This window comes from Kitasatospora sp. NPDC087314 (assembly GCF_044744365.1).
In the GTDB taxonomy this organism is placed as follows: Bacteria; Actinomycetota; Actinomycetes; order Streptomycetales; family Streptomycetaceae; genus Kitasatospora.
Genome location: NZ_JBIUYE010000013.1, coordinates 45,608 through 66,075, shown reverse-complemented (window position 1 = coordinate 66,075; position 20,468 = coordinate 45,608). Strand labels below are relative to the sequence as shown.

Annotated in this window: 19 protein-coding genes; 11 read left to right on the top strand and 8 right to left on the bottom strand. The window is 74.0% G+C overall.

All coding sequences use genetic code 11. The annotated features are described in order from the left end of the window. Window positions 1-81 precede the first annotated feature (81 nt). Window positions 82-432, bottom strand: coding sequence for a hypothetical protein (locus ACIO5E_RS27035; RefSeq protein WP_400672475.1), 351 nt, complete (start codon window positions 430-432; stop codon window positions 82-84). A 78-nt stretch (window positions 433-510) separates the two neighbouring features. Between ACIO5E_RS27035 and ACIO5E_RS27030 the strand changes: the two genes are divergently transcribed. Both ACIO5E_RS27030 and ACIO5E_RS27025 read left to right on the top strand, forming a co-directional pair. Beyond that, entirely contained in the window at window positions 511-3,195 is a 2,685-nt protein-coding gene (locus ACIO5E_RS27030; protein WP_400672472.1) for a hypothetical protein, read from the top strand. A gap of 264 nt (window positions 3,196-3,459) precedes the next feature. Next, a complete protein-coding gene (locus tag ACIO5E_RS27025; RefSeq protein WP_400672470.1) occupies window positions 3,460-4,356 on the top strand; it encodes a polysaccharide deacetylase family protein in 897 nt (298 codons plus the stop codon). 57 nt (window positions 4,357-4,413) lie between these two features. Here ACIO5E_RS27025 and ACIO5E_RS27020 read toward each other — a convergent pair whose 3' ends face one another. Both ACIO5E_RS27020 and ACIO5E_RS27015 read right to left on the bottom strand, forming a co-directional pair. After that, window positions 4,414-4,797, bottom strand: coding sequence for a barstar family protein (locus ACIO5E_RS27020; RefSeq protein WP_400672467.1), 384 nt, complete (start codon window positions 4,795-4,797; stop codon window positions 4,414-4,416). 41 nt (window positions 4,798-4,838) lie between these two features. Continuing rightward, window positions 4,839-5,492, bottom strand: coding sequence for a 4'-phosphopantetheinyl transferase (locus ACIO5E_RS27015; protein WP_400672465.1), 654 nt, complete (start codon window positions 5,490-5,492; stop codon window positions 4,839-4,841). Between the two features lie 552 nt (window positions 5,493-6,044). Between ACIO5E_RS27015 and ACIO5E_RS27010 the strand changes: the two genes are divergently transcribed. Next, a complete protein-coding gene (locus tag ACIO5E_RS27010; RefSeq protein ID WP_400672463.1) occupies window positions 6,045-6,854 on the top strand; it encodes an SMP-30/gluconolactonase/LRE family protein in 810 nt (269 codons plus the stop codon). A 16-nt stretch (window positions 6,855-6,870) separates the two neighbouring features. On the opposite strand, the gene ACIO5E_RS27005 is transcribed toward ACIO5E_RS27010, so the two are convergent. Further along, window positions 6,871-7,089, bottom strand: a complete 219-nt coding sequence (locus ACIO5E_RS27005; protein ID WP_400672461.1) for a hypothetical protein — start codon at window positions 7,087-7,089, stop codon at window positions 6,871-6,873. A gap of 255 nt (window positions 7,090-7,344) precedes the next feature. Here ACIO5E_RS27005 and ACIO5E_RS27000 point away from each other — a divergent pair, with 255 nt between their 5' ends. The 8 genes from ACIO5E_RS27000 (at window position 7,345) to ACIO5E_RS26965 (ending at window position 13,754) form a co-directional block, all read left to right on the top strand. Then, window positions 7,345-7,830 (top strand): cysteine/serine endopeptidase inhibitor, encoded by a 486-nt coding sequence (locus ACIO5E_RS27000; RefSeq protein WP_400672458.1) that lies wholly within the window; start codon window positions 7,345-7,347, stop codon window positions 7,828-7,830. Window positions 7,831-7,927: 97 nt separating this feature from the next. Further along, the gene (locus ACIO5E_RS26995; RefSeq protein ID WP_400672455.1) at window positions 7,928-8,677 is read left to right on the top strand and encodes a hypothetical protein; all 750 of its coding nucleotides are present in this window, start codon (window positions 7,928-7,930) and stop codon (window positions 8,675-8,677) included. A gap of 136 nt (window positions 8,678-8,813) precedes the next feature. Then, entirely contained in the window at window positions 8,814-9,311 is a 498-nt protein-coding gene (locus ACIO5E_RS26990; RefSeq protein ID WP_400672453.1) for a flavoprotein, read from the top strand. A 105-nt stretch (window positions 9,312-9,416) separates the two neighbouring features. After that, window positions 9,417-10,802: an NAD(P)/FAD-dependent oxidoreductase gene (locus tag ACIO5E_RS26985; protein WP_400672450.1), complete on the top strand. Its 1,386-nt coding sequence runs from the start codon at window positions 9,417-9,419 to the stop codon at window positions 10,800-10,802. 100 nt (window positions 10,803-10,902) lie between these two features. Next, a complete protein-coding gene (locus ACIO5E_RS26980; RefSeq protein ID WP_400672448.1) occupies window positions 10,903-11,862 on the top strand; it encodes a DUF6528 family protein in 960 nt (319 codons plus the stop codon). A 264-nt stretch (window positions 11,863-12,126) separates the two neighbouring features. Then, window positions 12,127-12,450, top strand: a complete 324-nt coding sequence (locus ACIO5E_RS26975; protein ID WP_400672446.1) for a hypothetical protein — start codon at window positions 12,127-12,129, stop codon at window positions 12,448-12,450. Further along, window positions 12,447-12,992: an acyl-CoA thioesterase gene (locus tag ACIO5E_RS26970; protein ID WP_400672444.1), complete on the top strand. Its 546-nt coding sequence runs from the start codon at window positions 12,447-12,449 to the stop codon at window positions 12,990-12,992. The genes ACIO5E_RS26975 and ACIO5E_RS26970 overlap by 4 nt, the downstream gene beginning before the upstream one ends. Window positions 12,993-13,358: 366 nt before the next feature. Then, window positions 13,359-13,754, top strand: a complete 396-nt coding sequence (locus ACIO5E_RS26965; RefSeq protein ID WP_400672442.1) for a DUF2267 domain-containing protein — start codon at window positions 13,359-13,361, stop codon at window positions 13,752-13,754. Here ACIO5E_RS26965 and manA read toward each other — a convergent pair. The 4 genes from manA to ACIO5E_RS26945 all read right to left on the bottom strand — a co-directional run bounded on the left by manA (window position 13,718) and on the right by ACIO5E_RS26945 (window position 20,466). Further along, complete coding sequence (gene manA, locus ACIO5E_RS26960; RefSeq protein ID WP_400672439.1) at window positions 13,718-14,968, bottom strand: mannose-6-phosphate isomerase, class I; 1,251 nt, start codon at window positions 14,966-14,968, stop codon at window positions 13,718-13,720. The genes ACIO5E_RS26965 and manA overlap by 37 nt on opposite strands. 24 nt (window positions 14,969-14,992) lie before the next feature. Then, window positions 14,993-15,943 (bottom strand): ROK family protein, encoded by a 951-nt coding sequence (locus ACIO5E_RS26955; protein ID WP_400672437.1) that lies wholly within the window; start codon window positions 15,941-15,943, stop codon window positions 14,993-14,995. Between the two features lie 160 nt (window positions 15,944-16,103). Continuing rightward, entirely contained in the window at window positions 16,104-19,145 is a 3,042-nt protein-coding gene (locus tag ACIO5E_RS26950; protein WP_400672434.1) for an alpha-mannosidase, read from the bottom strand. 52 nt (window positions 19,146-19,197) lie between these two features. Continuing rightward, window positions 19,198-20,466: a glycosyl hydrolase gene (locus ACIO5E_RS26945; protein WP_400672431.1), complete on the bottom strand. Its 1,269-nt coding sequence runs from the start codon at window positions 20,464-20,466 to the stop codon at window positions 19,198-19,200. Window positions 20,467-20,468: the final 2 nt, after the last annotated feature.

Below are 20,468 nucleotides of genomic sequence, written 5' to 3'. Positions count from 1 at the left end.
CGGAGTGCGGAAGGGCCGGTCGGACCCGGATGCGGACAGCCGACCGCCTCGTTCCTACGACTGATGCATTCGGGGATCAACCTAGTCCACGCCGGTGCCCCGAGTCGTCCCCCTCCTGGTCCGGACCACCTGCTGGTGGTCCTCGGCGCGGAGCACGATCGGGTTGGTGGGGGCCGTCATCGGGCCCCAGGGGAGGTCCGGGCCCATCGTGTTGCCCCGGCCGGGCGTCCCGTCCGCCTTCGGGTGGCGGACCTCGGCCCGGGCGTAGGCGGCGAGCGAGGCCGTCGTCCGCCACACCACCGTGCCGGAGCCGTCGGTGGGCAGGGATTCCTGGTGCAGCTGGCCCTCGTCGGTGAGGAAGCGGACCGTCCCACCGGGGACGGGGTCGGAGCAGGTCCGCCGGAGCACCCGGCGCCCGCAGCCGCGCAGCACAGGAATTCCACGTGCTCTGAGGGGAGTTTGACGGTACGAAGGCCGGGAAGGACAGCCCCCGACAAGGGGGTATCCCGCATGGAGCTGGACCGGCTGTTCGACGGCCGACGGCGCTCGGCGATCGAGGTCGCGGACGTCTTCGTCGACCGCAGGCCGCTCATCAGGGCCTTCGACCAGGCCGTCGCCGACCTGCGGCAGCACGCGGCACCCACCGCCACCGCCCCGGCCCAGCGGCGCAACCTGCTGGTCTTCCACGGGCTCGGCGGCATCGGCAAGACCCGGCTGTCCAAACACCTCGAACAGCGGTTGCGGAACGGCGAGTACGACCAGCCCGCCGAGCGCAGGATCGGCTGCCGGATCGACTTCGAGGACCCGGCCTTCGCCGAGCTGGAGAACCTGGTCATCGCGCTGCGCGCGGCCGTCGGCCAACGCGAACGCAACTGGCCCGCCTTCGACCTGGCCTTCGCCGTCTACTGGCAGCGGGCCCATCCCGGCGAGCCGCTGGACCAGGTGATCTCCCGTGACTCGGCGCTGCGCCGCCTCAACGGCGTGGCCGACCTGCCCCAGCAGATCGACGAGACCCTCAACGCGCTGCTCGGGCCGATCCCGATCGCGGGCCTGGCCCGCCGGGCGGTCACCGCGCTGATCAGCAGGATACGGGACCGGATCCGCCGGGACCGGTTGCTCGCCACCTGCCCGGGGCTGGAGGCGATCACCGAAATCGAGGACCCGGCCGAGCAGCTGCCGTTCCTGCCGGCCCTGCTCTCCTGGGACCTCGCCGAGCACAGCCACCGACACCCCCTCGACGTGGTGTTCTTCCTCGACACGCTGGAGAGGACCGAGCGCCGCCCGCGGATGGGCGGCGGATTCGAGGACCGGCTGGCCAGACTGGTCTACCTGCTGCCCAACGTGCTGTTCGTTGCCACCGGGCGCAACCGGCTCGACTGGGGCGACCGGCACCACCCGGCGATCCACTACTCGGGCCCCAACTACTGGCCCACGCTGGCCGTCACCCTCCCGCAGCAGCGGCAAGGAGACCTCCAGGTGGCCGGCTACCACGGCGCCCAGCACCAGCTGACCGGCCTCTCGCCGACCGACGCCGACACCTACCTGAGGCTGCGGCTGACCCGGCGTGGCGAGCCCGCGATCCCTGCGGACATCCGCGAGGCCGTCATCGTGGCCTCCGGCGGAGCTCCGCTGTATCTGGAGCTGTCGGCCGAGTACTTCGACCAGCTCAGCGCCGACGGACGAACGCCCCAACCGGCCGATTTCGGAGGGACCTTCGCCGAGATGTTCATTCGGATCATGCGCGACCTGGACCGCGAGGAGCGGGCGCTGCTGCGCGCCGCCTCGCTGGTGCACGGCTTCGACGCCGACCTGCTGAACGCCGCCGTCCCGGACGCCCGGGACAGTGCGCTGCGCCGCTTCCTGGCCCGCCCGATCGTGCAGCAGCGGAGCACCGGCTGGCTGCGGCACTCGGTCGACGAATACGTCCGGGAGGCGGTCCGCGCGCACGACCAGGACACCGACGACGCCTGGTCCACGGCCGAGTGGCGCCGGGCGGCCGAGCGCATGGTCGGCCACCTCGGCGGGCAGCTGGCCGAGACCGCCGCCGACCCGACCACGGCCGACCGCGCCCGGCTGGCCGAGGGCTTCACCACCGCCGGGCTGCTCACCGCCGAGACCGGCGAGGTCCCCGACTGGCTCTACGACCTCGCCTACGGCCTGCGGCTGCGGTTCGGCACCCAGGTGCTCGCCGACACCGCCGACTGGCCGGTCCCGGCGGACGGCCCCACGGCCGCCTTCGCCCTCGCCTGCCAGGGCATCGCCCAGCGCAACCTGGGCAGTCGCGCCACCGCGCTGGAGCTGCTGGAACGGGCCGACGCCCACCCGGCGCTGGCCGGCGGCGGCTACCCCAGCCTGTTCGTCCGGCACCGGCTGGGCAAGGCACTTGAGGAGGCCGGCCGCTACGCGGAGGCGGAACGGCTGATCGCGCAGGCGGCGGAGGTCGAGAGCCCACTGCGCAGCACGGCGGAGAAGGACCTGGCCTGGGTGCAGTGGCTGCGCGGCGACGGCCGACGGCTGGTGGACTGGTCGCGGGCGCACCTCGACTCGGCCATCGGCTTCCACCGTGCCCAGGCGCTCGACCTGTTGGGCCAGTTCAGCTATCTGCAGGGGGAGTTCGCGGACGCCGAGCGCCATCTGCGTGCGGAGGTGGACGATCCCGAGCTGGCGGCGGCCGGCATCGGACGGGACGGCGGCTGGCGGCACCTCGGCATGGTGCTCTCCTGGATCCGCCCGCTGGAGGCGATCGCCGTACTGGACCGGGCACTTGAGGTCAACCAGGAGATGCAGGCGGCGGTCGGGGTGGCGCAGACGTACCTCTTCCGCGGGGTCGCCCGGACCGGTTACGGCACGGCAGCCGAGGTCCGCACGCACCTCGCGGAGGGCGAGCGGCGACTGGCCGAGACGCACGGCGGCGCGGACCGCTGGATGGTGCTGCTGGCGCTGCTGTTCCACGAGCTGGTGGACGGCACCCGGCAGGGCGCCCTGGCGGCGGGCGACCGCCTGATCGCGTACGTGCGGGAGACGGACTGCCACCCCGGGCTCGGCGAGATCGCCGAGCGCTGGCTGGCCGTCCGCGGGCTGCACCCGGCCGAGCCGGTGCTGCGTCAGGAACACTGGACCGAGCGGGACCGGGCGCTGGCCGGCTGGGAGCAGGTTCTGCGCGAACGACTGGCGCTGCGGACCCCGTCGCTCTGACCGATCGCGCCCGGGCCGCGCCGGTCACGGCGGCCTTGTCCTGGGTGCCGTGGTCGGCGGGCATCGGGTCCTCCGGGCCGGGGCGGGCGGGTCCGTCTGCTCCCCACCGGTGGCGGTGCATCAGGGGCGAGCCGGGGCCCACGGGCGTGGGGCGGGTCGGTGAAGGGGGCACGGGCGCCGGGGCGGCGAGTTGCACGTGGCGACGATCGGTCGGTTCATTCTCCTGAGGATGATGAGGACCGGATCGTCGCGGAGGAGACGGGTGTGGCACTGAGCCGGCGGGTGCTGTTGGCGGCGGTGGCCGGGAGCGCGCTGGCGGGGTGCCGGCCATCGGCACGAGGCGGGGTGGGGGATCCGTCCCCGGCGCTCTCCGCGACGGCTACTCCGGCCGCGACGGCTGCCCTGACTGCGACGGCCACCCCGGCTGCGACGGCCACCCCGGCCGCGCGCCGGGAGCCGACCCGGGCGGAGCTGGTCGACCGGTACGGCGGCACGGCGCCGAAGGAGTGGGGGCTGGAGGTCGCCGGGGTGATCACCGCGCTGCCGGACGGCGAACGGGCGACGGCGCTCACCTTCGACGCCTGCGGCGGCCCCGGTGGGAACGGCTACGACGCCGAACTGATCGACTTCCTGCGGGCGCGCTCCGTCCCGGCCACGCTCTTCCTGAACGCCCGCTGGATCGCCGCCAACCCGGACGTGTTCGAGCGGCTCGCCGCCGACCCGCTCTTCGAGATCGGCAACCACGGCACCGTCCACCGCCCGCTCTCGGTCAGCGGCCGCTCCGCCTACGGCATCGCCGGCACCCGCGACGTCGGCGAGGTGTACGACGAGGTGGTGGGCAACGCGCACCAGCTCGCCGGGCTGCTCGGCCACCCGGTGCGGTTCTTCCGCTCCGGCACCGCGCACTACGACGACGTCGCCACCCGCATGGTCGCCGACCTGGGGGAGCGCGTCGCGGGCTTCACCGTGAACGGCGACGGCGGGGCGACGCTCAGCGCCTCGGAGGTGCGGCAGGAGGTCGCGGCGGCCCCGCCGGGGTCGATCGTGATCGGCCACATGAACCACCCGGGCGGCGGCACCGCCCCCGGTGTGGCGGCGGCGGTGCCGGGGCTGCTGGCGGCGGGGCGGCGCTTCGTCCGGCTGTCGGACGTGCTGGGCTGACGTGCCGGGCTTGACGCACGGGCTGTCGTGCTGGGCCTGGCAGGATCCAGCGGCGCGTTAGGCCAGTCGGAGGCCTCCGGGGTGCTCCTCCTCGATGATCCGGACGAGCCAGTCGAAGACCGTCGGCCCCTTTCCGGCCCGGGCGGCGGCGAGGTCGGCGCGGACGTGCTCGCGGTTGGCGGGGTGGCAGTGGCCCAGCCGCAGCTCCAGCTGGCGGACCGTCTCCGGGTAGCCGAGGTTACGCCGGGAGACCTCGTGGTCGCGCCACTCGATCAGGTAGTCGCCGTCCTCGGGGGTGCCGTAGCCGCCGCGCAGGCAGTCGGCGAAGGCGTCGAGGTTCCGGCCGAAGTAGCCGTCGCTGCCGATGGTCTCCCCGACGACGTCCCAGAAGTCCTCCAGCGTGTGGATCCGGGCGCCGGCTATCACATAGGTCACGGTCACGGGGTCGAGGATATGCCGAGTGCGGTCGTCGGCGGGCCGCACTACCGGGCCACCGCGATGGCAGTGGCGAGCAGGCCGTCCCGGACGGTCCAGCGGCCGTCGAAGCCCTCGACGCGGCGGTCGCCGACCGTCGGGCCGGGGACCAGCAGGCGGGCGGTGAAGGAGCCGTCGGGGGAGAGGACCAGGTCGGCCTCACTGAAGTCCAGGAACAGCCCGGTCAGCGGGAACCACGCCTTGTAGACGGACTCCTTGGCGCTGAACAGGATGCGGTCCCACGGGGTGTCCGGGTGTTCGGCGAGCAGCTCGGCGATCCGCTTGCGCTCGTCGGGCAGCCCGATGACGTCCAGGACGCCGTCCGGGAGCGGGAGGGCGGGCTCGGCGTCGATGCCGACCGAGGCGAGGTCGTCCGCCCTGGCGACGGCGGCGGCGCGGAAGCCGTCGCAGTGGGTGAGGCTGCCGACGACGCCGTCGGGCCAGCTCGGGGCGCCGCGCTGGCCGGGGACCAGCGGGCGGTAGGGGACGCCGAGGCGGGTGAGGGCGGTGCGGGCGCAGTGGCGGACGGTGGTGAACTCGCGGCGGCGCTTGGCGACGGCCTGGGCGACGGCCTCCGCCTCGGCGGGCTCCAGCCGGGCCTCCGGCGGGTCGTCGTAGGCCACCTCGGTGACGACGGCGTCCGGCAGCAGGTCCCCGATCACACGCTCCCCCTCGGTCGGTGGCGCGGACGGACGCCGCGCGGACCGAGCCTAACCCGGGTGGGGGTGGTCCCGGTGGCCTTCGGGGGAAGCGCCATCGGGACCACCGGGATCACTGGAACCACCGGCGCCGCTCCTCGAAGGCCGCCGCTGCCCCGCCTCGCGCAGCGCCTGGGCGACCGCGTCAGGGGACGGGGCCGGTGCGCCGGGGGGTAGGTGACGGAGTGCCGGGCACCGTGCGAGACGGAGGCGCCCTGGTCGGCCTCCTGGTGCAGGCCGCCAACGCGTGCGCCCGACGTCGTTCCGGTCGGGCGGAGCGGGCAGGTGCGGACGGATCCGCAGCCGAGCGCGGCGGTGCTACGGTCGTCCCCACCGGGGCGGCTCGGCAGCGTGGCCGAGGTCGCCCGGGTAGCCGAGGTCCGCCCGGGCGGTCGGCTTCCCGGCGAGCGAGGAACCGTCGTTCGCCGGCGGCGCCCGCCCCGCCGTGGACCGTGGGATGACCGCGCTGCCGCCCGAAGTCCTGCTGCGCTGACGCCTGTTGAGGAGAGCCCTGCCGTGCGTGCCGAACCCGTCGCCGATACGCCCTACGTGGACCTGGGCGAGGGCCCGCTGTGGGAACCCGGCCCACAACTGCTGCGCTGGATCGGCATCCCCGACCGGCGGGTGCTCACCCTGGAGCCGTCCTCGGGCGAGATCCGGTCCGTCGAACTCGACGTGACCCCCGGCACGTTGATGCCGTACGGCGACGGAGAGCTGATGCTCGCCACCGAGCGGGGCTTCGAGCTGTTCGACCCGGCGACCGGCCGCACCACGCTGGTCGCCGCCGTCGAGGCCGACCGCCCGGACCGCCGGATGAACGACGGCAAGACCGACCCGTACGGCCGCCCGGTCGCCGGCACGATGGGGCGCGGCGAACCGCGCGAGCCCGGATCGCTGTACCGCCTGGAGCCCGACGGCGGCGTCCGGGCGATCCTCGGCGGGCTCGACATCCCCAACGGCCTGGCCTGGCCGGAGCCCGACCGGCTCTGGCACATCGACACGACGACACGCCGCATCGCCCTCTACGCGTACCCCGAGCACGGCCCGGTCGTCGAGCGGATCCGCTCGCTCGACGTCTCCCACCTGCCGGGCTCACCGGACGGCATGACGCTCGACGCCGACGGCAACCTGTGGGTGGCGTTCTGGGACGGCTGGGCGGTGCACTGCCTCTCGCCGGGGGGCGTGGTGCTGGCCTCGGTGGAGCTGCCGGTGCCGCGCGTGACCAGTTGCGCCTTCGGCGGGGCGGACGGGCGGACGCTCTACATCACCTCCGCCCGGTCGGACCAGCACCCGCTCTCCGGGGGGCTGTTCAGCGTTCGGCTCTGATCCCCCACGGCCCCGGCTACTGCCCCAGGAGCCGGGCGAAGTCCAGCCCGAGGCTGCCGAGTACGGGCAGGGCGCCGAGATCGGTGACGGCGCCGACGGGGATGCTGTAGCCCTGGTTCACCTCGCGGGGTGCGGCGGCGGTGGGTGCGGCCGTGGCCGGGGTGGCGGTGGCAGGGGTGGCGGTGGCCGGGATCAGGACGGCGCCGAGGAGTAGGGCGGCGAGTGTGGTGCGCATGTGACGGAGCCTCCGTAGGCGGGCGTGATGGCCTGTCAACACCCTGCGTTGCGGAGCGGTCACGTATCTTCGCCCCTTCGGCCGCATTGGTAAAGATTCATGCCTTGTGTTCATGCCAACATGGCGGAGGTCTGGACCACACCAATGTCGAGCGCATACGTTCCCGTTACTCGGATGGGCATGGCTCCGCCGAACTCCCTTGCGGCTTCGGCGACTTTCGTCTGTCATGCCCATGGCTATCGAACGGAGGCAACCATGCGCGCCATCAGCAAGAACCTCAGGATCCTCGCGGGCGCCCCGCTCGCGGCCGCCGCCCTCATCGCCCTCACCGCCGGTACCGCCAGCGCCGCGATACCGATCAACCAGCCCATGACCGGCAAGGCCACCTACTACACCGACGCCGGCTACGGCGCCTGCGGCACCCAGATCAACGCGTCCAGCCAGATGCTCGTCGCCGTCTCCCCCGCCTGGTGGACCGCCGCCAACCCCAACAACGACCCCCTGTGTCAGGGCATCTCGGTCAAGGTCACCTACCAGGGCAAGACCGTCACCGTCCCGGTCCGGGACAAGTGCTTCTCCTGCGAATCCACCCACATCGACCTCAGCCAGCCCGCCTTCGCCCAGTTCGCCCCGCTCGGCCAGGGCGTCATCAACGGCCTCACGTGGCAGTTCGTGAAGACCGGCCTCAACGGCAAGACCGTCGAACTCTCCGCGCCCATCGCCGGCTCCACCACCGGCTGATCCTGCGGCCCCGCGACGCCGGGTGTCGCGCTCCCGCGAAGCCGTGGGGGCGCGGCACCCGGCGCCGGCCGCGCCCGTGTTCGGTACTGTTCGTCGCATGGTGAGGCTTCGACGGCGCAGGAATCCGGCCGCCACGGTGACCGCAGGCGTCGTGATGGGTGGCGTCGCGGTCGCGGCGTGGGTGTTCCAGCCTCCCGGCATGAAGGTCCACGAGGGCGCCACGGCCGGCCAGTTGCTCGTCAGCGCCGACGGCCGCACCTTGACGCTCAGCATCGGCTGGAGCTGCGAGAGGCAACCCGACCTCGTGGTCCGAGAGACCGCCGACACGGTGAAGGTGTCCATCCGGCACACGGTTGCACCCGGCTTCTGCGACCTCGGCGGCTACGGACGGATCACGGCGCAGCTGAAGGCGCCGCTGGGCGGCAGATCCCTGACGGACGCCACCACGGGCAGGCCCGTCGTCCACTTCGACGGCCGCAACCTCGTGCGGCCGACCTACCTGCCGGACAACTACTACCCGACCCCGGCGTACAGGATGGTCCAACTCCCCAGTGCGGCGCCGGTTCCGGCCGGCACACCGGACTGGACCACCGGCTACCAGGTCGGCACCGAACCCGGCGCCGGGTCCTCCCTGGTCATCCGCCAGGCCCTGGGCGCAAGCACTCCGCCGGCAGACCGGGCCACCACCGTCAACGGCCGCCCCGCGACCTTCACGGACCCGAATCCGTCCCACGGCCCCCGTTCGCTGACCTGGTCCGACGGCACCTACACCTTCAGCGTCACGAGCAGTGGGCCGACCCCGCTCCCGGACCAGGAGCTCATCCGCGTCGCGCAGGGCCTCAAGTAGCCCCTCCCGTCACAGAATGCCGGGTGTTCGCAACGGTAGTAGCGTCCCCATGGCCTCATCCTCGGATCTCGTGGTGGGGCGGGACGGGTGGTCCGGTTGGCGTGTGGGGCGTTGGTGGCGAGAGGGGAGTGCAGAAGTGCGTGGGGACGGGAAGCCGGTGCTGTACGTCGTGGTGTGTGCGGCGGGAGTGGCGGGCGGGGTGGGGGAGTTGATCGCCGCCGCGCAGGAGAAGGGGTGGGAGGTGGGGGTGGTGGCGACTCCGCAGGCGATGGGGTTCATCGATGAGGCGGGGATCGTGGCGCGGACGGGGTATCCCGTCCGCTCGGCCTGGCGGCGGCCGGGGGATCCGCGGCCGTTGCCGGATCCGGACGCGATCGTCGTGGCGCCGGCGACGTTCAACACGATCAACAAGTGGGCGGCGGGGATCTCGGACACGTTGGCGCTCGGCATCCTCTGCGAGTCGTACGGGTGGGGCGTCCCGGTGGCGGTGCAGCCGTGCCTGAGCGCGGCGCAGGCGGTGCATCCGGCGTACGGGGAGAGCCTGGCGAGGCTGCGGGGCATGGGGGTGCGGATCGCGGAGTTCGTGCCGGGGGCGTACAGCTGGACGCGGGTGTTGGGGCTGCTGGAGGACTGACAGGGTGGCTGGCCGGGGGCGGGGATCTTGGCAGTGTGAGGGTGTTCCGCGCGGAGGGGCGGGGAGTAGCGTCCGGGCAGGTCGGCGAGGGCGCGGGAGGTTGCGGTGGCGGTCAACGGCGAGGTGTCGTTCTGGTACGCGGCGGGTGGGGTGCCGGTGCCGGGACCGCCGCTGCCAGGCAGCGCGGACGTGGACGTGTGCATCGTCGGCGGCGGGTACACCGGGCTCTGGACGGCGTACTACCTGAAGAAGGCGGAGCCGTCGCTGCGGATCGCGCTGCTGGAGCGGCGGTTCTGCGGCTACGGCGCCTCCGGGCGCAACGGCGGCTGGCTGTACAACGGCTTCGCGGGGCGGGGCGCGTTCGCCAAGCGGTACGGGTGGCACCCGGCGGCGGCGATGCAGCGGGCGATGGACGAGGCCGTCGGCGAGGTGGTGGACGCCGCCGCCGCCGAGGGGATCGACGCCGACATCGTGCGCGGCGGGGTGCTGGAAGTCGCCAGGAACAAAGCCCAGTTGGAAAGGCTGCGGGCTTTCGCCGAGGCCGAGCAGGCGTACGGCCCCGGCCGTGTCGAGCTGTTGAGCGCCAAGGAGGCCGCCGACCGGATCGCCGTCGCGGGCGTCCTCGGCGGCACCTGGACACCGTACGGTGCGCGGATCCAACCGGCCAGGCTGGTGAGCGGGTTGGCGCGGGTGGTCCGGGATCTCGGGGTAGCGGTGTATGAGGGGACGGCCGTCACCGCGATCCTGCCGGGCACCGCGTACGGCCGCGCCCGGGCGGTGACGCCGCACGGCACGGTGACGGCCGATCATGTGCTGCGCGCCACCGAGGGATTCACGGCCGGGCTGCGCGGCGAGCGGCGGACCTGGCTGCCGATGAACTCCGCGATGATCGCCACCGAGCCGCTGCCCGCCGCCTTCTGGGCGGACGCGGGCTGGCAGGGCCGCGAGGTGCTGGGCGACTTCGCGCACGCCTACATGTACGCGCAGCGCACCGCCGACGACCGGATCGCGCTGGGCGGCCGGGGGGTGCCGTACCGGTTCGGTTCGCGGACGGACTCCGACGGCGGCACCCAGGTGGAGACGGTGCGCCAGCTGCGCGGGATCCTGAACCGTTTCTTCCCGGCCGCCGCGCAGGCCCGGATCGACCACGCCTGGGCGGGCGTGCTGGGCGTCCCCCGGGACTGGTGCGCCACGGTCGAGCTGGACCGGGCGAGCGGTCTCGGCTGGGCGGGCGGGTACGTCGGCAGCGGGGTCACCACGACGAACCTGGCCGGCCGGACGCTGCGCGACCTCGTCCTCGGGCGGGACACCGAGCTGACCCGGCTGCCCTGGGTGGGCCACACCGTGCGCCGCTGGGAGCCGGAGCCGCTGCGCTGGATCGGGGTGCACGCGATGTACGCGGCGTACCACGCGGCCGACCGTCAGGAGGCGGCCGGTCGGAGCACCACCTCGCCGATCGCCCGGGTCGCGGACGTCGTCTCCGGGCGGTGACCTCGCCTCGGGGCGGTGACGTCGTCTCCGGGCGTTACCGAGCGAGGCCGTTCGGACGCCCCGCCGTGCAAAGCGGCCCGGGAGCAAGCACGGTGGGGGCGTGCTGAGGAGAACGCTGGTAGGCCTGTGTGCCTTGCTGTTCTGCGTGCCGGCGACCGGTGCGCAGGCCAGGTCGCCCGGGTGGGCGGTCGTGGTGGTGGACCAGGCGTCCCGTCGTGTCCTGGTGCTGCAGAGCGCCGAGGAGCTGATGGCCTACCAGGGCCCGGGGCGGCTGCCCGTCGTCTGGGGCTGGAGCGCCGACCGGGCGGCCGACCTCGCGGACCTGGCACCCGCGCGGAGCTGGACGAACCCGGACGAGGCGAGGAGCCGGGTCCGGCAGGGCCGGCGCTACCTGCTGGCCACCGCCTCCGGCGGGCTGGCCGCCGTGGTCGAGACCGCCACCGGCGTGACCCGCTGGGCGGCGGACGTGGGCGAGGGGGCCAATCCGCACAGCATCGAGCTGTTGCCGGACGGCAACGTCGCGGTCACGGCGAGCGGCGGTGGGTGGGTCCGGGTGTACGCGGCCTCGCAGGGCCCGCGCGCCACCGCACACGCCGCCTACCGGCTCCCGGGCGCGCACGGCGTGCACTGGGACGGGCGGACGGGCCTGCTCTGGGCGCTCGGCGACGACGTGCTCATCGCGCTGCGGGTGGGCGGCACCCCGGCGGTGCCCACCCTGACCGCCGTCCGTACGACGCCGCTGCCGGACCACGGCGGGCACGACCTCGCGCCGGTGCTGGCCGCGCCCGGGCGGTTCTGGGTGAGTACCCTGACCCACCTCTGGCGCTACGACCCGGCGGACGACCGCTTCACCGCCGTGCGGCTGGGCGACCCCGCAGCTGTCCGGGACGTCAAGAGCATCGGCGACGAGCCCGGCACCGGTCGGCTGCTCACCGTGGCCCCGGACCACACCGGCCCCTGCGACTGGTGCACCTCGGTGATCACGCTGCACCGGCCGGACGGGACGCGGACGCTGCGCGGGACGCACCTCTACAAGGCGAGGTGGTGGGGAACCTGGTAGCACATTTGCGACGCAAGGGTGCCGGTTTCAGGGTTCGGGTCGGCGATGTCACCCGAACTGCCGACGGCATTCGGATGACGGGGCATATTGTGTACCCCGGCAAACTACTCCAATAGAAGTGAGTTTCCCGTCGCCGTCCGCAAACCATCCGTCGACCGCGTCGGCTGGGATAGCGTCGAAGGTGTCGGGGGGCCGACACCGATTCGGTGTATTCGAACGCTAGCTACTGGGCCGTAATGGCCGGAATGAGTCCTGGAGAAAAACATGTCGAATTTCATGCCGGACAACATGTCGGAGAAAATGCCGGACACCGTCGACGACCTGCAGCTCGCGGCGGAATCGCTGGCCGCTTTCCCGGCCCGGGGTGTGGCCGGTGTTTCCGACGTCACCGAGCGGCTCGCGGCGGTCGCCGAACTCTGCCGGTCCGTTGACGCGGTGCTCGACAGCCTGGTCGTCCAGGCCGCGGCGGAAGCCGCCGAGGAAGGCTGGACGGCGGCCCGGATGGCGGCCGAACAGTCCGGCTACTACGCCAGGTTGCAGCGGGCTCTGCTCCCCGCCGAGACCGGCGCCGGGCTGACGCAGCAGTGAGCGCGCTGCGTCCGGGCGTGCATGTGCTGTCCTGCCCCACCCGGTGGAGCGACGTCGACGAGAACGGGCACATCAACAACGCCCGGCTGGTCGGCTACGTCCAGGAGGGGATTTACGACCTGTTCTGCCACCACACGACCGCCGTCCGGGAATCCCTTTTCCCGTCCGGATTCATTATCGCGCGGCACGAGATCGATTTCCTGGAGCAGTTGCACCACCGGCCCGAGCCATTGTCGGTGCGGCTGACCGTGGAACGGCTCGGGCGGAGTTCCGCACATGTCGTGGTGAATGTCTGCCGTGATCTGCTCACCTTTATGAGGGCCAGAACCGTGGTGGTCGCGCGGGATCGCGAATCCGGCCGCTCGCGCAAGCTCAGCTCGAACGAGCGACGTTTCCTCGCGGCGTTTATGCCGGACGCCGTACGGGCTGTGGCGGTACCGCCCACCGCGCCGCCCACCACCCCGCCGCAGCGCGCGGTCGCCCGGTCGAGCGCCTCCTTGCCGCACCGGCCCCGTAGACGGTGCCGGGCCTCGGCGGCCTGATGCCGGGGCCCCGTCCTCGGTAGCCTCCCGCGCGGGGCAGGGCGCGGGCCGGCGGCGTGATCGACAACGGCGTCGATCCGCCCGGCCGGCCTCCCTCCCGCCGCGCCGCAGTAGGCTGAGCAGCACGGGCACCGGGACGCCCCACCGCGGTCGCGGGCCGCGCCGGCGCAACCGGCCGGACCCGCCGCCTCCGGCCACCGACCTTCCGTCGCAGGCCACCGGCCGACCGTCGCCGGCCGCCGCCCCAGCAGGCCTCCTGCCGTCTGCCACCGGGCCATCAGCCTCCGGCACCGGCGGTCGGCTCCCGGCCGTCGGGCGGACCGCCACCGGTTCCCGCGGGATTCCGCCGACCGGAAGGAGGACGCGATGACCAGCTCCCGGGAGGACTTCTGCGCCCGCGTCGTCGAACGCGGGGAGTACCGGAACGAGGGGGAGGCGGAGCACGCCATCCGGGTCGTGCTCGCACTGCTCGGCGAGCACCTGGTCGGGACCGCACGGGCCGACCTCGCCGACGCACTGCCCGAGACGTACGCCGGGATCCTGCGCGACGCCGGGCCCGCCGCCGAGCCGCTGACCGCCGAGCGCTTCGTGCGCGGTGTGGGCGGGTGGATCGACGGGGCGACCGAGGCGACCGCGCCGTGGGACATCGGGGCGGTGCTCAGCACCCTCGTCGACCTGGCCCCGAGGGACGTCGTCGACCGCGTGGTCGAGCAGCTCCCGGACGGCTACGACCTGCTGTTCGGCCGCCCGACGCCCACCTGAGCGGGGGCGCCGGTGGTGGCTCGGAACAGTTCCGCGCCCGGGCCGGTCAGCCCGACCGGTCCGGCGCCCGGCCGCAGGTAGGCGGACGCGCCAGGGGGCAGGTCGAGGTCCGCGAAGCCGGGTGCGTGCAGTCGGGCGCGGCCCGCGACGCAGAGCAGGATCTGCGGGGTGGGAAGCTCCACGCGGGCGGCGGCCGCGCCGGGGTGCAGCCGGGAGAGGCGGAACTCCTCGGCGGGGGAGGGGAATTCGTCCTCCACGGGGTCGCGCGGGAGCGCCGCGAGGATGCGGGGTTCGCCCGTGCGGAAGGACGTGACCGCCAGCAGGCCGTCGACGTCCACGTGCTTGGGGGTGAGCCCGCAGCGCAGCACGTTGTCCGAGTTGGCCATCAACTCCACGCCCAGGCCCCGGAGATAGGCGTGCGGCAGCCCGGCGTCCAGGTACAGGGCCTGGCCCGCGCGAAGTCGCACGTGGTTGAGCAGCAGCGCCGCGATCAGGCCCGGGTCGCCGGGGTACTCGTCCGCGGCGCGGGCGTAGCCGGCGCAGGCGTCGGCGAACGGGCCGCCGGCGGCCGCGACCCGCTGCAACGACCGCTTGACGTCAGCGAGTTGTTCGGTTCCGGGCCGGTCCTCGGCCAGGAACCGGCGCAGCAGCGCGGGCAGCACCTCGGCGGGGTGCCGCCCGCGCAGGGCCTCGGCCCAGGGGGCGAGCAGCGGGACGGCGAGCGCGTCCAGCAACCGGGCCGTTTCGGCGGCCGGACGGAAACCGCACAGCGCATCGAACTCGCCCAGTGCGCAGATCAGTTCGGGCTTGTGCTCGCGGTCCCGGTAGATCCGCCGGGGCACGTCGAGTGGAATGCCGCGGGCCTCCTCGTCCGCGTACCCGGCTGCGGCCTGTGCCCGGGTCGGGTGAACCTGGAGGGAGAGCGCCCGGTCGGCGGCCAGCAGCTTGAACAGGAACGGCAGTGCCGGGCCGAAGCGCCGTACGGTGCCGGGCCCGAGCAGGCCGTCCGGGTCCTGGCGGATCAGCTCGTCCAGCGGCCGTGGTCCGTCGGCGCCGTCCAGGGTGGACGGCGCCGACGGGTGTGCGCCCATCCACAGTTCGGCCTGCGGGGCGCCGGTGGGCGGGGTGCCGGTCAGCGCGGGGATGGCGGTGGGCGAGCCCCACGCGTACGGACGGACCGGGTTGTGGAGCAGGGCGAAGGGCGGGAGCGGCACGGCGCGGCCTCCGAAGGGTGCGGGTCAGCGGCAGAGCGCGGCGGCGCCGATCAGCCCGGCGTCGGTGCCGAGCTCGGCGCGGCGGACGTCGAGGCCGCGGACGTAGGACAGCGTGGCATAGCGGTCGAGGTGGCGGGCGAGCGGAGCGAACAGCAGGTCGCCGGCGGTGGCGACGCCGCCGCCGACCACCACCCGGTCGAGGTCGACCAGGGCCGCGGTGGCGGCGATCCCGGCGGCGAGGGCCTGGGCGGCGCGGTCGAAGGAGGCGAGCGCGATCGGGTCGCCCGCCCCGGCGGCGTCGGCGACGGCGCGGGCCGAGCGGTCCTCCCCGCTCGGGCGCCAGCCCTCGGCGAGGGCCCGGCGGGCGATCGCGGTGCCGCTGGCGAGGCCTTCCAGGCAGCCGCGCGAGCCGCACGGGCAGGGCTCGCCGTCCAGCTCGACGGTGATGTGGCCGAGGTGGCCGGCGTTGCCGCTGGGGCCGGGCCGGACGGCGCCGTCGAGCACCAGTCCGGCACCGACGCCCGTCGACACCACCAGGCACAGCGCGTTGTCCGCGCCCCGGGCGGCGCCCTGCCAGTGTTCGGCGGCGGCCATCGCGACGCCGTCCCCGGCCAGCCGGACGGGCAGGCCCCGGGCGGCCACCGCCGGGTGCGCGGCGACCTCGGCGACCAGCGGGAAGCCGCGCCAGCCGGGGATGTTGACCGGGCTGACGGCGCCGGCGGCGAGGTCGACCGGGCCGGCGCTGCCGATCCCGACGGCGGTCACCGCGGCCCAGTCGGCGGCGCCGGCGAGCCGGTCCAGCACCTCGTGCACGACGGCGAGCACGGCCGCGCCCGGCTCCTGGGCCGGGGTGGGCAGCTGGAGCCGGTGCCGCAGCCGCCCGTGGCCGTCGACCAGCGCCCCGGCGATCTTCGTGCCGCCGATGTCCACGGCGGCGAACAGCGGGGTGGTGGCGGGCTGCGGGGTGAGGGTCATCGCGGCGGGCTCCAGGCGAGTGCGGGCAGGGGGTGGCGCCCGGCCCGGTGGGGCCGGGGCGCCGATCAGCGTAGTGGGGCGTCCGAGGCGCACGGCCCTAGGGCGGGTGGGGCCGCGGGTGGCGTACCCGCGGCCCCACCCGCCCGGTCGGCCGCCCCGGTCAGCCGGCCGCGCTCAGGCGCAGCGTGACCAGCTCGAACGGCCGCAGCGCCAGCCGCACCCCGCCGTCCTCCAGGGCGACCTCGCCGCGGGTGCCGTCCCACGGCCGCTCCAGCAGGTCGCAGGGGACGGCGCCGGCCAGCGGGTAGGAGGTGGTGAGCCGGCCCCGGGCGCGCCCGCCGCCGGCCTCGTAGACGCGGACGATCAGGTCGCCGCTGCGGTCGTCGGCGAGCTTGACCGCGCTGACCACCAGGGCGTCGTTGTCCAGCTCCACCAGCGGCGCGACCTGCTCGGCGCTGCCGGTGACGCGCCGCTCGGGCAGGCCGATCCGGTACCCCTCGCGGACGGCGTCGCCGATCGCCGCGCCCGGGACGAGGGCGTGCCGGAAGTGGTGCAGGCCCTGGTCGGTCTTCGGGTCGGGGAAGCGGGGTGCGCGCAGCAGGGAGAAGCGGACCGTGGTGGTGGTGCCGCCGTCGGTGTCGCGCACGGCGCGGGTGACGTCGTGCCCGTAGGTGGAGGCGGTGACCAGGGCGACGCCCCAGCCGGGCTCGTCGAGGTGGACGAAGCGGTGGTTGCAGGCCTCGAACTTGGCGGCGTCCCAGCTGGTGTTGGTGTGGGTGGGCCGGTAGAGGTGGCCGAACTGGGTCTCGGCGGCGTAGCGCTCGGTGTGGACGTCCAGCGGGAACGCGGCCTTGAGGAACTTCTCGGTCTCGTGCCAGTCGACCTCGGTGTCGATGTCGAGCCGCTGCTCGCCCGCCCGCAGGGTGAGCGTCTGGACGACGGTGGACGAGCCGAAGGAGCGGGACACCCGGACGGTGGCCTGGTCCGGGGCGGAGAGGGCCGTCACCGCGTCCACGGCGGTCAGGTCCGTGACGGTGTTGCGGTAGAACTCGTCGACGTCCCAGGCGTCCCACATGTTGGGGAAGTCGGGGTGCAGCTGGAGCAGGTTGGCCCGGGTGCCGGGGGCGACGGTCTCCCGGCCGCTCGCGACCTCGACCACCGAGGCCACCAGGCCCTCACCGTCCACGACCACGTCCAGCAGCCCGTTGCGCAGCAGGTAGCCGCCCTCCGGCCGCTCGACCACCTCGCAGGCGCCCGCGCCGGAGGCGGCCGGGGCGGCCCCGCCCGCCGGGACGGCCGAGCGCGGGTGCGGCGCCGCGTTGAAGACCAGTTCGCGCTTGCCGGAGGCGTCCCCGGCGAGGGCCTGCTGGGCCTGGCCGATCAGCGACTCCAGCTCCGCGGCCACCGCCGCGTACGTCGCCTCGGCCTCGCGGTGCACCCAGGCGATGGAGGAGCCGGGCAGGATGTCGTGGAACTGGTGCAGCAGGACGGTCTTCCAGATCCGGTCCAGCTGCTCGTACGGGTAGGCCGCGCCGGTGCGCAACGCCGCGGTGGCGCACCAGAGTTCGGCCTCGCGCAGCAGGTTCTCGCTGCGCCGGTTGCCCTGCTTGGTCTTCGCCTGGCTGGTCAGGGTGGCCCGGTGCAGCTCCAGGTAGAGCTCGCCGACCCAGACCGGCGGGTTCCGGTACTCGGCCTCGGCCTTGGCGAAGAACTCGGCGGGCCGCTCCCAGCGGACGGTGGCCGAGCCCTCCAGGTCCTTCATCCGGGCCGCCTTGGCGACCATCTCGCGGGTGGTGCCGCCGCCGCCGTCGCCCCAGCCGGTCGGGGCGAGCGAGTGCCGGGCCATCCCCTTGTCCTTGAAGTTCTTCGCCGCGTGGGCGATCTCGCTGCCCTTCATGGAGCAGTTGTAGGTGTCCACGGGCGGGAAGTGGGTGAAGATCCTGGTCCCGTCGATGCCCTCCCAGAGGAAGGTGTGGTGCGGGAACTTGTTGATCTGGCTCCACGAGATCTTCTGCGTCAGCAGCCACTTGGAGCCGGCGTTGCGGATGATCTGCGGCAGGCCGCCGGTGAAGCCGAAGGTGTCCGGCAGCCAGGCCTCGTGGTTCTCCACCCCGAACTCGTCCAGGAAGAACCGCTTGCCGTGCACGAACTGGCGTGCCATCGCCTCGGAGCTCGGCATGTTGGTGTCGGACTCCACCCACATGCCGCCGGCCGGGACGAACCGCCCCTCCGCCACCGCCTTCCGCACCCGGGCGTACACCTCGGGGCGGTGCTCCTTGATCCAGGCGAACTGCTGCGCCTGGGACATGGTGTAGAGGAAGTCCGGCTCGTCCTCCAGCAGCGCGGTCATGTTGGCGGTGGTGCGGGCCACCTTGCGGACGGTCTCGCGCAGCGGCCAGAGCCAGGCGGAGTCGATGTGCGCGTGGCCGATCGCGCTGATCCGGTGCGCGGACGGCACGGCGGGCGCGGCCAGCACCCCGGCGAGCTCCGCACGGGCGGCGGCCGCGGTGCCGTTGACGTCCTGGAGGTCGACCGCGTCCAGCGCCCGCTCGACGGCGCGCAGGATCTCCCAGCGGCGGGCGCCCTCGACCGGCAGCTCGGCCATCAGCTCGCCGAGCACCTCCAGGTCCAGCACCAGCTGCCAGACCGTCTCGTCGAAGACGGCGAGGTCCATCCGGGTCAGCTTGTACTGCGGCTGGTCGCCGGCGGTGTCCTTGTCGCCCAACTCGGTGGGCAGGAAAGGGTGGTAGTCCAGGATCACCGGGTTGGAGGCCGCCTCGACGTGCAGCAGCACCTGCTCGCCGCCGGCCGCGGGGGCGGCGATGCGCACCCACTGGTTCTGCGGGTTGAGACCCTTCACCGGGGTGCCGTCCGGGCGGTAGACCAGGCCCTCGCACTGGAAGCCGGGCATGTTGGCGTCGAAGCCGAGGTCGATCAGCGCCTCGACCGTCCGCCCGGCCCAGGCCTCGGGCACGGTACCGGTCACGGTCAGCCAACTGGTGCCCCAGGGCGCGCCCCAGGCGTCGCCGACCGCGATCGGGGTGCGCGGCGCGGCCAGTCCCTCGGCGACCGGCACGGGCTCGCCGGGCGCCGTCCAGACGCCGATCTCCAGCGGGACGGACTCGGGGTAGACGGCCGGGCGGATGCGCTCGTCCAGGACGCGCTTGAGGCGGGACTCGACCAGGGTGCGGTCATCGTGCATGTCGGCAGGCTCCGTTGCGTGACTGAGGGGGAACGGCAGGGGCAAGGGGTTGTCAGAAGGACCGTACGTCGTCCGGGTGGACCACCTCGGTGATTCCGCGCGCCGACAGGTGCGCCCGGTCCTCGGCGCGCTCGGCGAGGACGGTGGTCGGGCGGGCGCCCGCCTCGGCGAGGCGCATGAACGCCTCGTAGACGGCGCCGCCGGGCCCGCAGACCGAGCGCTTGGGCGAGGTCACCTCGTCCCCGGTGGCCACCACCACGGCGGTGGTGCGCGGCGCGGGCGGCTGCCAGGAGCGGCGGGCCTCGGCGGCGGCCTCGGCCAGCCGGGCGCCGGCCGGCTTGACCCTGCGGTCGGTGGTGAGCAGGCCGAGGCTGTACTCCAGCTCGGGGAAGTCGGCCAGCGAGCGGTCCACGTCGTGCGAGCACCACCAGGTGACGCCCCACAGGTCCGGGCAGTCCAGCACGGCCTCGACGGTGGCGCCGGTGAACCGGGCCGCGTCCTCGGCGGTGATGTGCGGGGCGGGGGCGCCGACCTCCTGGAGCCAGACCGGGCGGGCCGGGTCGTCCGCCCAGGCCTTGGAGAGCTCGACCAGGTAGGCGGCGTGCTGCGCGGTGGCGGTGGAGTGCGCGCCGTAGCGCTGGGCGGTGCCGTTGAACACCCAGGAGTGCACGGCGGTGGCGGCGCCGATCCGGGCCGAGTGCCAGGGGGTGAACGGGTGCTCGTCCAGGTACCAGGCGGCGTCGTAGGAGGCGTGCAGGTGCAGCCGGTCGGGCGCGCCCTGCTCGCAGGCGTCGAGCATCCGGCGCAGCCAGGCGTCGGCCTGCGCCGGGGTGATCCGGTCGGGGTCGGGGTGCGGGTCGCCGGAGAACTGGTTGATCTCGTTGCCGAGCGTCATGCCGAGGAAGTTGGGCCGTTCGCGCAGGGTCTCGGCGAGGGTGCGCAGGTAGGCGGCCTGGCCGTCGATGACCTCGGGGTCGGTGAAGATGTTCCGCCGGTGCCAGGTCTGGGTCCACGAGGGCAGGAAGTCGAAGCTCGACAGGTGGCCCTGCAGGCCGTCCACCGCGACGTCCAGACCGCGCTCACCGGCCGCGTCCACCAGGGCCGCCAACTGGTCGACGGCGCGCGGGCGGATCAGGGTGCGGTTGGGCTGGAACAGCGGCCAGAGCGGGAAGACCCGGACGTGGTCCAGGCCGAGCGCGGCGACGGAGTCGAGGTCGGCGCGGACGGCGTCGAGGTCGAAGTCGAGCCAGTGGTGGAACCAGCCGGCGGTGGGCGTGTAGTTGACGCCGAAGCGGGGGCGCCACGGTGCGGGGGTGGTCATGG